Source organism: Amorphus orientalis, from assembly GCF_030814015.1.
Classification (GTDB): domain Bacteria; phylum Pseudomonadota; class Alphaproteobacteria; order Rhizobiales; family Amorphaceae; genus Amorphus; species Amorphus orientalis.
Genome location: NZ_JAUSUL010000001.1, coordinates 942,283 through 955,214 on the forward strand (window position 1 = coordinate 942,283; position 12,932 = coordinate 955,214).

Here is a 12,932-nt window from a genome sequence, read left to right on the forward strand (position 1 = left end):
GCCCGGCCAGCGTTGTGCCCGGATTCCCTGACGGCAAGGCGGCCCGTCCGGTCCCTACAGCTTGACGCAGACGTTCCTGAGTTCGGTGTAGAACTCCAGCGAGTGGACTCCGCCCTCCCGGCCGACACCGGAGCTCTTGGAGCCGCCGAAGGGGGTGCGCAGGTCGCGCAGGAACCAGCAGTTCACCCAGGTGATGCCGACCTCGATCTGCTTCGCCACGCGGTGCGCCTGGGACAGGTCCTGGGTCCAGATCGAGGTGGCGAGGCCGTAGGGGCTGTCGTTGGCGAGCGCGACGCCCTCCTCCTCGCTGTCGAACGGGGTGAGATGGGCGCACGGTCCGAAGATCTCGTCGGTGATCACCGCGGAGGATTCCGGCAATCCGGTCCAAACGGTCGGCTGCACCCAGTAGCCCTTCTCGAAGCCGTCCACCTCGGGCGCCCCGCCGCCGGCGAGCACCGTGGCGCCTTCGGCCCGGGCCTTCTCGTAGTAGGACAGCACCTTTTTCTGATGCACCCGGGAGATGGTCGGGCCCATGGAGGTCGCCTTGGAGAAAGGATCGCCGAAGGCATAGGCTCTGGCCTTCTCGGCTAGCGCCTCGGCGACCCGGTCGAAGATGCCGCGCTGGACATACACCCGCTCGGTGCCGAGGCAGACCTGGCCTGTGTTGGCAAAGCAGGAGCGTCCTAGCCCCTCGATGGTCTTGTCCAGGTCGGCGGTGTCGAAGACGATCGCCGGGTTCTTGCCGCCGAGCTCCAGGGACACCGGCCGCACGCCCTTCGCGGCCGCTCCCATGATCGCTTCGCCGGTCACCGTTTCGCCGGTGAAGGTGATGGCGTCCACGTCGGGATGTCGAGTGAGGAACTCGCCGGTGCTGCCCGGTCCGAAACCGTGCACCACGTTGTAGACGCCTTCGGGAATGCCGACCTCGTTCATGACCTCGCCGAGGAGCGTGGCGGTGGACGGAGTCTCTTCGGAGGGCTTCACGACAACCGTGTTGCCGCAGGCCAGCGCCGGCGCGACCTTCCAGGTCATCAGGAGAAGCGGCAGGTTCCATGGGCAGATCACGCCGATGACGCCGCGCGGCAGGCGCAGCGCATAGTTCAGCGCGCCGGCGCCGTCGGGGGTGGGCATCTCGAAGGTCTCGGTCGAGACCGTCAGGATCTGGTCGGCGAACACGTTGAAGTTCGCCGCCCCGCGCGGGATGTCGATATGGCTGGCCAGCGAGACCGGCTTGCCGGTGTCGCGGATCTCCGCTTTCAGGAACTCGTCGAAGCGCGCGTTGATCCCGTCCGCGAGCTTGCGCAGAAGGGCGACCCGCTCGGGAATGCTCATGCGGCCCCAGGGGCCCTTGAGGGCCTTCCTGGCAGCCGAGACGGCGCGATCGACATCGTCGGAGGAGGCTTCGGTGACCACCGACACCACCTCGTCGGTCGCGGGAAAGCGGTTTTCGAATGTCGTGCCGCCGCCTTCGACGAAGGCACCGCCGATGAAGTTCGGTACCCGGGTGAGATCAACGGTCTTGGTGGCGGGGCGGGCGGATTCGTTCATTTCGGCAACTCCGGGTCTCCGGCTGTCAGGTGGTCCCACATGCGCTCGAAGATCATGCCGGCTTTCGTCGCGCGGGCGGCGGCGGCATCGGGCGCGATGGTGGGGGCGATATCGGCAAGCCCGGCCTTGAGGGCTTCAAGTTCGACGCGGCAGACGTCTTCCAGGTACCAGGCAAGCACCACGGCCTCGATCAGGCTTTCGCCGGCGGTGACGGCACCGTTGCCGCGCATGAGCACACCGGCGTTGGCACCCATCGTCGCCACGACGCCCTTAGCCTTTTCGTCGTCGCGGATCAGCTGAATGTCGTCCCACACCGGCACTTCGGGCGCGAAATAGGTGCCGAAGCCGTGGCGGGGCTTCGGCGAGCGGGCGAGTGCGGCCAGCGCCATGGCGTTGGGGCCCATGTAGCGCACCACGCCGCCGGCTTCGGGCCGGGTGCGGTAGATGTGCTGGTGGATGCGGACCTCGCCGAGGACCCCGTCCGGCAGTGGGCCGTCGACGGGAACCGGGGTGCAGGATTCGCCCGGCTCGACCAGTCCCATCGGCCGTGCCGGGCAGACGAGAAAGGTGTCCGCGTCCAGCCTGGCGGAACAGTGGCCGTAGGCATGCACCAGTCCGTGCTTGCCGAGGGCACGCGCGGCAATGCGGACGGTCCGCGCAAGGTCCGGTTCGCTGCTCATGTCGATCTCCTAGCCTCGCAGGCAGGTGCCGCCGGGGGCGTGCCCGGCGGCTGGTGTCAGGATTGGGTCGGGTGCGTGCGGCCGGGCCGTCCTAGTCCTGGAAGGCCGGAATGTTCGGCTTGGAGCCCCACTGGCAGAAACCGGTCGGTTCGAACGGGAACTGTCTGTCTCGCCACAGCGGCTCGTCGTGGATCTCGCAGACGCCGGTCGAATATTCGTAGGTGAGCCCGTCCGGTCCGGAGAAGTAGAGGAACTGGGCGGACGAGGTCGGGTGCCGGCCGGGTCCGAAGGTGATGTTCACCTGCTGCTCCCGCAGCATGTTGAGGGAGCGCTGGATGTCGTCGGTGGCGGCCACCTGGTGATTGATGTGCTGGATGCCGGATCGGTTGGACGGGAAAAGCGCGATCGAATGGTGGATCGCGCCCAGGCGCATCAAGGGGGCCTCTCCGATCCGGTCGGAGACGCGCGCGTTGCAGACGGTGGTCCAGAATTTCTCGTCCCGGGCCGGGTCGGTCGTATAGAGCCCGACATGGCTGAACCCGGTGATGCCGGCGTCGCGGGTGCCATGATAGCGGCGGCCGGAATGCTCCGGACGGACGACCAGCTCGATGGCGTTGCCGGTGGGGTCGGAAAAGCGGATGAAATCGCGCACGTGACGGGAGGTGCATTCCTCGGGCGTCCCGGCGTGGACCCGGTGGCCGAGGTCTTCCAGCGTCGCGGCGGCCGCCTGAAGCTCGGACGCGCCGGCGACTTCGAATGCGGTCACCTGGTCGTCGGGGTCGCCTTCGAAATAGCAGAGGGTGTGGTAGCGGTCGTCCGATTTGAAGTGCACCGCGCCGCGCTGACGCTCCGCCACTTCGAGGCCGAGAATGTTGACGGCAAACCATTCGGCCCCGTCGAGATCCCGGGTGCCGAGACGGCAGTAAACCACGTCTTTCAAGTCGATCATTGCGGGACAAACCTCCCTGTTGAGCCGGGCGGGGCGCCCTAGAGCGTGTTCCCGAGAAACTCGGGCTGGGTGGTCGGGGACCCCCAGGCGCAATGGGATCCCGCCTCGGCCGGAAACTGCCGCGGAACACGGCCGTCGAGATCCGGACCGCGGTCCATTCCGGTGCTGAACGTGTAAAGAAGGTCGCGGGGCCCGCGGGTGGTCACGAAGGCCTTGCCCGACGTCGGCTGCCGGCCCGGACCGTGCACGACCGGCAACTGCTGTCCCTGGAAGAAATAGAAATTCTGCATGACGTTGTTGATGCCTTCCACGGCGAAGTCGATCCCGAGTAATCCGTTCTGCTGCGAGGGATAGAGAGCAATCCGGTGGTGGGCGTCGTCGAGCCTCAGAAAGACGGCGTCGCCGGCCCAGTCGGAGACGGAAAGCCCCACGATACGGGTCCAGAAATCCTCGTCGGCCGCGACGTCTGTGGTGGCAAGCGCGACGGAGGAAAACTCCACGATGCCGGCATCGCGCGGGCCGTGATAGCGCCAGCCGGAGGCGAGGGGCCGCCAGACGAACTCGACCGCGATCCCGTTGGGCGCGCGGCAGGCAATGCCCTTCTTGATGCTGCGCGCGGCGCAGTCGGCGTCGTCGAGCGCCTTCACCGCGATGCCGAACGAAGTCAGCCGCTCGCTCATGGAGGCGAGGTCGTCGTCGGTGGCCACGGTGAGCGCGACAGCGTCGGTCTCGTCGGCGGTGGAGAAGCACACCGAATAGGCCCGTGCGTCGGAGCGGAAGAATGCACGGCCATCGGTGGCACCGGACGGCTGAAGGCCGAGCGTTTCGGCCGCGAATCCGGACGGTTCCGCGAGATCGTCGGTCGCGATCCGAACGTAGCGCAGATCTCGGAACGGTACGGCCGCTGGCATCAGTTTGCTCCACTTCCCGTCATGTGGGGTCGGCGGACGGCCGAGAAGGCCGTCCGCCGCTTGCCCGGTTCAGTTCCTGATCTTCTCGGCTTCCGCCTCGAGATCGGTGAGCATCGGGGCCTCTTCGCGCCAGGTGACGTACCACTCGTCGATGGCGTCGCCGAAGAACGGCCGGCCGACGGTGATGACCGGAACATCCGTGGTCTTCAGCTGCGCGAGATAGTCGGCATCGATGGAGGCGTAGGAGCCGATCAGTTCGTCGAGGAAGCTGTCGAACGCGGCCTCGACCTTCTCACGATCGCCCTCGGGGATCTGCTGCCAGCTGCGTCCGGACGCGACCGCGATCATCGGGAACATCATGTGGTTCGATTCGATGATGGTGTCGGCGTGCTCGTAGTATTTGGAGTTCCAGGTGCCCTCGAAGTCGATCTGCATGCCGTCGACCTGGCCGTTGGCGAAGGCGTCGTAGAGGGCCGGCAGCGGCATCGGGGTCGGGGCAGCGCCCACCTTCTTCCAGAAGTCGAGCTCCGGAGCGAAGGGGATGGTGCGGATCTTCTTGCCGGAGATGTCGTCGACGGAGTCCACCTCGTTGGCCATGACGATCTGGCGCATGCCGGCCATGCCGTAGCCGAGTCCGACGAGCCCGAACTGGTCGACCTGATCGAGCAGCTTGTTGGCCGTCTCCCCCTGGAGAAGCTTCCGGGCGCCGGCCACGTCGTCGACGATGTAGGGCGCCAGGAAGATGCCGTAGTTCGGATCGCGGTTGGAGAACTCGCCGAGCGTCAGGAAGGCGAAGTCGAGGGCGCCGGTCTGAAGCTGCTGCAACATCTGCGCCTCGTTGCCGAGCTGGCCGCTCGGGAAGATCAGGATGTTGACCGCGCCGTCGGTCTCCTTCTTCAGCTGGTCCGCCATGGCCTGGGCCGTCTTGGTCCACTGGTGGGGCGGCGGCGTGATCAGGCCGAGCCGGTAGTCCTTGGCCGACGCGGCGCCGGCGGAGACCGCGAGCGCGGCGGCGGCCGCGAGCGCGCCCAGAGTGCGAAGTCCCTTCATGCGTTTCCTCCTCAGTTTTGCGGTTCTGCTTGTTGGGTCGAAAGGTCGTCGAGGCAGTCGAGGACGGCCAGCATGGCGGTGTCGCGGTGCCGGGCGATCTCTGCCGGCGACCGCCCGGCCGCGGCGTCGCGCATGCCATCGATCAGGATCTTGCGGGTGTGCTCGTCGAGCCGGGGATCACCGAGGCTGTCCCACCAGCGCTCGACCTCGCCTCCCAGGTCGTCGAGAAACTTGGGCAGACCGGCCGATCCGCCGGCCAGATGGAAGATCGTGGTCGGACCGATCACGGACCAGCGGGCGCCGAGGCCGTCGGTGACCGCGCGCTCGATGTCGGCCACGGAGGCGACGCCCTCGCGGGCCATGTGGACGGCCTCCCGCCACAGCGCTGCCTGCAGACGATTGACGAGATGGCCCGGAACCTCGCGTCGGACCCGCAACACCACCTTGCCGAGACCCTCGAACAGGGCCGCGGCCTGATCGATCGCCGCCGGATCGGTGCGGTCGCCGCCGCCGATCTCCACGGTCGGCATCAGATAGGGCGGGTTGCACGGGTGCCCCAGCACCAGCCGCTCCGGATGGGCCATGCCCTCCTGCAACTCGCTGACCGAAAGCCCGGACGAACTCGTCACGATGATCGTCTCGGCGGGAATGGCGGCTTCGAGCTCCGCAAGGGCCGAGCGCTTGAGCTCGATCCGTTCCGGCAGGGCTTCAACGACGAAGGCGGGTGGCGCGGGAAGCACGCTCGGCGAGGTGACGTGACGAGGTGGAAGGGGTTCGGCTACGGACCGCTTCAGCCGCTTCAGGACGGGCAGCGCGCTGCGCCAGGTCTCCGACAGGCGCCCGGCGGCCGCCGGGTCGGGGTCGATGACGGTCGTCGGATGACCGGCGGCCGAAAACACCGCCGCCCAGCCGCAGCCGATGGTTCCGCCGCCGAGGACCGCAATGGGTTCGGGCGGGCTCATTCCAGAAGGCCCTTCAGGCCGATGGTGAGCGGCGGGAACAGCGACAGGAGAACGATGACCACGGCCGAGGCGAGGAAGAACGGCACGATCAGCCAGGCGATCCGCTCCGCCCGCACGTTGCCCATCAGAGCGGCCGTGAACAGGCCGGTGCCGACCGGCGGTGTCAGCAGGCCGAGGGTGAGGTTGAGGCAGACGATGACGCCGAACTGGAACGGGTCGATGCCATAGGTATCCATGGCGACCGGCAGAAGAACCGGCACCACCAGGATGATGGCGGGGATCGGATCGGTGATCGTGCCCAGGAGCAGAAGCAGGATGTTGAGGAGCAGCAGGAACACCAGCGGCGAGGAGGTCAGCGACTGCAGCCAGGCCGCCACCGTGGCCGGCACGTTCTCGAAGGTGATGACCCAGGAGAAGACCTGGGCGGCGGCGATCAGGAAGAGCACGATGGCCGCGTTGCGCGCTGCCCTCACGAAGGCCGGCGCCAGATCGCGGAAGCTCATGTCGCGATAGACGAACAGGCCGATCAGCATGGCGGCGAGGGTTGCGATGGCGGCGGCTTCGGTCGGCGTCGCGATGCCGCCGAGGATGGTGCCGATGATGATGACCGGGATCGACAGCGCCGGGAGGGCATCGATCAGCGCCCGTCCGCGCTCCTTCATCGTCATGGCGTCGGTGGTCGGGAAGCCGTGCTTCTGGCCGAGGAAGGCGATGACGCCGATGAAGGCGACGAACAGGATCAGGCCGGGCACAACGCCGGCGATGAACAGATCGCCGATCGGAATCTGGGCGATCACGCCAAAGATGATGAACATCATCGAGGGCGGGATGATCGGCGCGAGCACGCTGCCCGCCGCCGTGATCGCCACCGAGACGTCGCGGGGATAGCCGGCGCGCTCCATTTCCGGCACCGCCATCTTCGACATGATCGTGATCTGGGCGACGGCGGAGCCGAGGATGGAGGCCATGAACATGTTGGCCACCAGATTGACGTAGGCGAGGCCGCCCTTGATGCGGCCGAGCAGCGCCAGCGACAGGGCCATGAGCCGCCGGCCGATGCCGCCGGAGTTCATCATTTCGCCGAGCAGGATGAAGAGCGGCAGTGCCAGCAGGCCGTAGTTCTCCAGCCCGCCGAACATCTGCTGGGCATAGGACTGGAGCAGCACCGTGTTGTCGCTGGCGAAGATGTAGATCAGCGCGGTGGCGGCGAGCGCGAAGGCGATGGGGAAGCCGATCGCGATCAGGGTGACGAACGAGCCTGCGACCAGCATCAGCGGTGCTCCTGCAGTCGGCGGACGCTGCCGGCGAGATTGCGCAGGGCATGCAGGTTCAGGGTCAGGCAGGCGTACGGCATGATCAGCCAGAACCAGACCTTGCGCATGCCGATCGTCGTCGTCGGCTCGGTGTAGATGAAATTGAAGGTCGCCCGGGAGAAGTCGCGCAGCGTCTCGGCGCCGAGCACCGTGATCGGGTCGAACCATCGCCAGACGATCAGGCCCAGGCTGATCGTGAACATGAGAAGGAGCAGATCGACGCCCACCGCAAGCGCAGCACGGATCCTGGGAGTGACCGCTTCGGGCAACAGCGTGACGGCTATGTGCTCGCGGCGGGCCAGTCCCGCGGAGCTGCCGAGAAAGGCCGCCCAGATCATGGCGTAGATCGCCAACTCGTCGATCCAGATCACCGGGGTGCCGAGCGCCCGCGTCGCGGCGTTGACGATCAGGAGCGCGAATATGGCCGCGACCAGAAGGCCCGCCAGCCACGAATCGAAGGTCGCAACGGCGTCGCTCAGCCGGGTGAGGCCGCCCGGGCGCTGCGGCACGTCGACGGATGTCGGTTCCGCGCTGCTCACCAGGCTCGCCATGCCAACTTTGTCCGGTTCACGTCGGCGCACACGCCGGACCCTCCCTGTTCACCGGGTCATCTTCGTCTTTGTGCGAAGCCTTTCCGTAAAATATCAAAATTATACCTTCGTCAATCCGAATATCGAGATTACGAAATTCCAGTCGATTTTCTAGATTTGAGGCCGCATTCTAGGCGGGTCAGCTATGGAGCCGACTCGGGGCGCGTATACGGTGGCATTCGCCAGCGCCCGGCGGGTCGATTCCGGAACCACGATCCTGGGGACAGATGACCGACGTGATCCACCATGCCCGCTATGATGGGCCGGAGAAGACCTTCGCCGAGCGCGCTTACCGGCTCATTCGCGAGGATATCGTGGGTGGCGTGCTGGAGCCGGGCCTGAAGCTGAAGATCCAGATGCTGCAGGAGCGCTACGACATCGGCGCGGGCCCGCTGCGCGAGGCGCTCGCCCGGCTGTCGAGCGATCAGCTTGTCGAGCTGGAAGGCCAGCGCGGCTGCCGGGTCGCGCTGATGTCGGCGAAGGATGCCCGGGAAATCGGGGATCTGCGCAAGGTGCTGGAAGCCCAGGCGCTGCAGCAGTCGATCCCGGCCGGCGACGATGCCTGGGAGACCGCGGTCATCACAGCCTATCACCGGCTGGAGCAGATCGAGCGCCGGCTCAATCAGGGGATCAGCGACCTGCCGGAATGGGAGATGCGCAATCAGCAGTTCCACAAGGCGCTGGTGGCGGCGTGCGATTCCCGCCGCCTGCACTGGATGCGGCAGCTGATGTTCGACCAGCACGAACGGTACCGGCGCCTGTCACGGGTGAAGACGGTCCGCACCCGCGACATCAACGAGGAGCATCGCGCGCTCTTCGAGGCGGCCGTGGACCGGGACGTCGACAAGGCCGTGGCCGTCATCGGCGTCCACGTGCAGCGCACGACGGATGCCGTTCTGGCGGCGCTGGCTCAGCAAGACCCGGTCATCAAGCCGTAGGGCCGGCGGTCATTCGCCGCGCTGGGCGCGCTCCACGAGCGCGATTTTCTCCGCAAGTGCGTCGCGCCATTCCGCCGCCTTCTTGAGGCTCATGGCGATCTCGACGGTGTTTTCGTCCTTGTCCTTCAGTCCGACCCGGAACGTACCGGCCGGCGTGGCCTCGACGCTGACGTCGCTCGCCTCGAGCTTGCCTTCCAGCGAGACGGGAACGGTGAAGGAAAGCCGCTGCCCCTGGGCTTCGAGCAGGGCCGCCTGCAGAAGCGTCGCCAGCGCATCGACGCGGCTCGGCGCCATCATCAGGCCCTGCTGACTGTCGTCCTGAAGCTTGACCAGGGCCACAAAGCGCCCGTCCGCGGTGTGCCCGCCGCCGAGGATCTCGCTGATTTCGAACGCCTCGACGCTCACTTCTTCATCGGACATGCCGTCGCTCCAGGTTCGGCTTTTCGGAGTGGGTGAAGGGGGCCGACCCTGGGCCGATTTGATGACAGTGTCGAGTCACCGGCCCGGACCTGGGGTGCGGGGCCCGGGTCGGGTAATGTTTTCCGGTGCGATTCAATCCGGCCGGGAGATGCTCTAGGATGCCGCCAAAAGGCAGAATGAGAGGATCGGCAGGACAGCGTCCGGTAAGCCGATCCGGCGGGACGGACGCAGGGAGAGGCTGGTGCCGGATCTGGGCAGCTACGACTACATTGTCGCCGGGGGCGGCTCAGCGGGGTGCGTGCTGGCGAACCGGCTCTCGGCCGACCCGAAGACCAAGGTCCTGCTTCTGGAGCGGGGTGGGCGGGACAACTGGATCTGGTTTCACATCCCCGCCGGCTATCTGTTCGCCATCGGCAATCCGCGCTCCGACTGGCTGTTCCAGACCGAGGCCGAGGACGGTCTCAACGGGCGCAGCCTGGCCTATCCGCGCGGCAAGGTGCTGGGTGGCTCCTCGGCGATCAACGCCATGCTCTATGTCCGCGGCCAGGCCGCCGATTACGACGGCTGGCGCCAGCTCGGGCTTCAGGGCTGGGGCTGGGACGATGTGCTGCCGGTCTTCAAGAAGCACGAGGACCATATCGACGGCGCGAACGAATTCCACGGCGCTGGCGGCGAGTGGCGGATCGAGCACCCGCGTACGCGGTTCGAAGTCCTGGAGAAGGTGCGCGAGGCGGCAGCCAGTGCGGGCATTGCGTCGATCGACGATTACAACACCGGCGACAACGAGGGGTGCGCCTACTTTCAGGTGAACCAGAAGGCGGGGCGGCGCTGGAGCGCGGCGCGCGGCTTTCTCAAGCCGGCGCTCGGTCGTCCGAATCTGCGCGTGGAGACCAACGTTCACGTCGATCGGGTGATCGTCGAGGGCGGACGCGCGACCGGGATCGCGTTCAGCCGGGAGGGCGAGGACTTTTTCGCCCGTGCTTCCGGGGAAGTCGTGCTCTCGGCCGGCGCGGTCGGCTCGCCGGTGATCCTGGAGGCTTCCGGGATCGGCGCGGCGGATCGGCTGACGGATCAGGGCATTAAGGTCGTCCGCGATCTGCCCGGCGTTGGGGAGAACCTTCAGGACCATCTCCAGATCCGACCGGTCTACAAGGTGAGCGGCATTGCGACCCTGAACGGGCGGTACAACAATCTGTTCAAGCGGGCGATGATGGGGATCGAGTATGCGTTCAGGCGGACGGGACCGCTGGCCATGGCGCCGTCCCAGCTCGCCGCCTTCACCCGGACGTCCGACGCCTACGCCACGCCGAACGTGGAGTTTCACTTCCAGCCGCTGTCCCTCGACAAGTGGGGGGAGGGGCTGCACCCGTTCGAGGCGTTCACGGCCAGCGTGTGCAATCTCCGCCCGACAAGCCGCGGCTCGATCCATCTCGACCGGAACCTGGACGGGACCGTGCGCCCGGTGATCGCGCCCAACTATCTGTCGACCGAGGCGGACCGTCAGGTGGCGGCCGACTCGCTCCGGCTGGTCCGTCGCGTGGTCGCCCAGCCGCCGCTTGCGCCCTACCGGCCCGAGGAATACGTGCCCGGTCCGGCGGTTGAAACGGACGAGGATCTCGTCAAGGCTGCCGGCGATCTCGGCACCACGATCTTCCATCCCGTCGGCACCGCGAAGATGGGCACCGACGACGACCGGATGGCGGTGCTCGACGAGCGGCTCAGGGTGCGCGGGGTCACGGGCCTGCGTGTGGTCGATGCCTCGGTGATGCCGCTGATCACGTCCGGCAACACCAACTCTCCGACGATCATGATCGCGGAGAAGGGCGCCGCCATGATCCTGGAGGATGCGAAGGCGGGTTGACGAGGCCCTATCCTTTCACCGGCACGAGCGGTTTGCGCATGGCGAAACGGATGAGTTCGACACCGCCGCGCTCCACCACCTGCTCTTCGACGACTTCGTAGCCTTCGCTTTCGAACGCCGGGCGTGCCACCAGGCTGGCCTCCGTGGTGAGCATTGCCGCGCCTGCGGCGGTTGCCCGGGCCTCGGCCGCGCGCAGGAGAGCACGCGCGATCCCGCGGCGCGCGAAGTCCGACCGGACGAACAGGAAATTGATGTACCCCTGGGCGGTGAATCCGGTGAAACCGGCCACCTGATCCGCCTCTTCCGCCACCAGGATGTCGAGACCTTCCAGCCTTTCGTGCCAGAGCGCCAGGTCCGGTTCGAGCGGGGCCCAGGCGGTGAGCTGGTCTTTCGTGTAGCGCTGGGGACCAAGGCCGTGGATCGATTCGGTGAACACCGCCGCCAGGACCGGGGTATCGGCGCGGGTTCCGGGTCGGATCTGCATCGGGTCTCTCGTACGATGGTCGGCCGGGTGCGGGCCGCGTCGAAGCGGTTGCGGTCCGATGGCGGCTCGTGCTCTGTGGATCTCAAAGGCGCGGTCCCGACAGGGGACGAGACCAGGCGCCGATGCTTTGGAGTGACGGAATATGGCAGAGGCGGGCACGGACACCTATACGGAAAGCGCGGAACTTCGCTTTCCGTGGGCGGAGCCGCCGGCTCCGGGCGAGCCGGTCGAGGTGGCGCCGGGGATTCTCTGGGTGCGGTTTCCGCTGCCGTTCCGCCTGGATCACGTGAACATCTACCTGATCGAGGACGAGGGCGGATACGCGGTTCTGGATACCGGCATTTCCAACGACCAGACCCGGGAGCACTGGCGGGCCCTGATGGACGGGCCGCTGGCGGGCAAGAAGCTGACCCGGCTGATCGTCACCCATTTCCATCCCGATCACATCGGGCTCGCCGGTTGGCTGTGCGAGACTTATGGCCTGCCGCTCCTGACCAGCCAGACGTCCTATCTGATGTCGATCAACATCTCGCTGACGCCGGGGGCGCTGGCCGCCAAACCCTATCAGGACTTCTATCTCCGCCATGGCATGTCGCCTGAAACCGCAAAGCTGGTAAGCACCCAGGGGCACGCCTACCTATCCATGGTGGACCAGCTTCCGCCCACCTTCCTCAGGCTGGTTGCGGGCGACACGCTGACCATCGGAAGGCGGCAGTTCCGGGTCTACACCGGCGACGGCCATGCGCCCGAGCAGATCATGCTCTATCTGGCCGACGAGAGGATCCTGTTCGCGGCCGATCAGGTGATCGCCAAGATCACGCCGAACATCAGCGTCTGGGCGGTCGACCCGGAAGGCGATCCGCTCGGCCACTACCTCCGCACCGTGCGGCTGATCGAGGCGCATATCCCCGATGACGCGCTGGTCCTGCCGGGCCACCAGCTCCCCTTCTACGGACTGCACACGCGCTGCCAGGAACTGGTCATGCACCACGAAGACCGCTGCCAGGCGATCGGAACCGCCTGCGCAGACGGCCCGAAGACGGTCGCGGATCTGGTGCCGGTCCTCTTTCGGCGCGAGCTCGATCCGCACCAGCTCTCGTTCGCGTTCTCCGAAACCCACGCGCACGTGAACCGGATGGTCCGGCGCGGCGAACTGGTCTGGATCCACGAGGCGGAGACGTCGCGGGTCGCGAAAGCCTAAAGTGTCACGAAGCGCAGGCCGGAGC

General features: G+C 66.8%; 13 protein-coding genes. 3 read left to right on the top strand and 10 right to left on the bottom strand.

What is annotated here, in order from left to right; all coding sequences use genetic code 11:
• Positions 1 to 54: 54 nt before the first annotated feature.
• The 8 genes from J2S73_RS04245 to J2S73_RS04280 all read right to left on the bottom strand — a co-directional run bounded on the left by J2S73_RS04245 (position 55) and on the right by J2S73_RS04280 (position 7,964).
• Positions 55 to 1,548, bottom strand: coding sequence for a 2-hydroxymuconic semialdehyde dehydrogenase (locus tag J2S73_RS04245; RefSeq protein ID WP_306884177.1), 1,494 nt, complete (start codon positions 1,546 to 1,548; stop codon positions 55 to 57).
• Positions 1,545 to 2,228 (bottom strand): class II aldolase/adducin family protein, encoded by a 684-nt coding sequence (locus tag J2S73_RS04250; RefSeq protein WP_306884178.1) that lies wholly within the window; start codon positions 2,226 to 2,228, stop codon positions 1,545 to 1,547. Before J2S73_RS04250 ends, J2S73_RS04245 begins: the two co-directional genes overlap by 4 nt.
• A 91-nt stretch (positions 2,229 to 2,319) precedes the next feature.
• Positions 2,320 to 3,177, bottom strand: a complete 858-nt coding sequence (locus J2S73_RS04255) for a VOC family protein (protein WP_306884180.1) — start codon at positions 3,175 to 3,177, stop codon at positions 2,320 to 2,322.
• 38 nt (positions 3,178 to 3,215) lie between these two features.
• Entirely contained in the window at positions 3,216 to 4,088 is an 873-nt protein-coding gene (locus J2S73_RS04260; protein WP_306884181.1) for a VOC family protein, read from the bottom strand.
• 69 nt (positions 4,089 to 4,157) lie between these two features.
• A complete protein-coding gene (locus tag J2S73_RS04265) occupies positions 4,158 to 5,138 on the bottom strand; it encodes a TRAP transporter substrate-binding protein (protein WP_306884182.1) in 981 nt (326 codons plus the stop codon).
• 11 nt (positions 5,139 to 5,149) lie between these two features.
• Positions 5,150 to 6,100 carry a 3-hydroxyacyl-CoA dehydrogenase family protein gene (locus J2S73_RS04270; RefSeq protein ID WP_306884183.1) on the bottom strand — a complete coding sequence of 317 codons (951 nt, stop codon included), beginning with the start codon at positions 6,098 to 6,100 and terminating at the stop codon, positions 5,150 to 5,152.
• Complete coding sequence (locus tag J2S73_RS04275) at positions 6,097 to 7,371, bottom strand: TRAP transporter large permease (RefSeq protein ID WP_306884184.1); 1,275 nt, start codon at positions 7,369 to 7,371, stop codon at positions 6,097 to 6,099. Before J2S73_RS04275 ends, J2S73_RS04270 begins: the two co-directional genes overlap by 4 nt.
• Positions 7,371 to 7,964 carry a TRAP transporter small permease gene (locus J2S73_RS04280; protein ID WP_306884185.1) on the bottom strand — a complete coding sequence of 198 codons (594 nt, stop codon included), beginning with the start codon at positions 7,962 to 7,964 and terminating at the stop codon, positions 7,371 to 7,373. The genes J2S73_RS04275 and J2S73_RS04280 overlap by 1 nt, the downstream gene beginning before the upstream one ends.
• A gap of 266 nt (positions 7,965 to 8,230) precedes the next feature.
• Between J2S73_RS04280 and J2S73_RS04285 the strand changes: the two genes are divergently transcribed.
• Positions 8,231 to 8,941 (top strand): GntR family transcriptional regulator, encoded by a 711-nt coding sequence (locus tag J2S73_RS04285; RefSeq protein WP_306884186.1) that lies wholly within the window; start codon positions 8,231 to 8,233, stop codon positions 8,939 to 8,941.
• Positions 8,942 to 8,950: 9 nt separating this feature from the next.
• On the opposite strand, the gene J2S73_RS04290 is transcribed toward J2S73_RS04285, so the two are convergent.
• Positions 8,951 to 9,361 (bottom strand): hypothetical protein, encoded by a 411-nt coding sequence (locus tag J2S73_RS04290; RefSeq protein ID WP_306884187.1) that lies wholly within the window; start codon positions 9,359 to 9,361, stop codon positions 8,951 to 8,953.
• A gap of 241 nt (positions 9,362 to 9,602) precedes the next feature.
• Between J2S73_RS04290 and J2S73_RS04295 the strand changes: the two genes are divergently transcribed.
• The gene (locus J2S73_RS04295) at positions 9,603 to 11,222 is read left to right on the top strand and encodes a GMC family oxidoreductase (RefSeq protein WP_306884188.1); all 1,620 of its coding nucleotides are present in this window, start codon (positions 9,603 to 9,605) and stop codon (positions 11,220 to 11,222) included.
• A gap of 7 nt (positions 11,223 to 11,229) precedes the next feature.
• Here the strand turns inward: J2S73_RS04295 and J2S73_RS04300 are convergent, their stop codons facing one another.
• A complete protein-coding gene (locus J2S73_RS04300; RefSeq protein WP_306884189.1) occupies positions 11,230 to 11,706 on the bottom strand; it encodes a GNAT family N-acetyltransferase in 477 nt (158 codons plus the stop codon).
• A gap of 142 nt (positions 11,707 to 11,848) precedes the next feature.
• Between J2S73_RS04300 and J2S73_RS04305 the strand changes: the two genes are divergently transcribed.
• Entirely contained in the window at positions 11,849 to 12,907 is a 1,059-nt protein-coding gene (locus tag J2S73_RS04305) for an MBL fold metallo-hydrolase (protein ID WP_306884190.1), read from the top strand.
• The last annotated feature ends 25 nt before the right edge of the window (positions 12,908 to 12,932 follow it).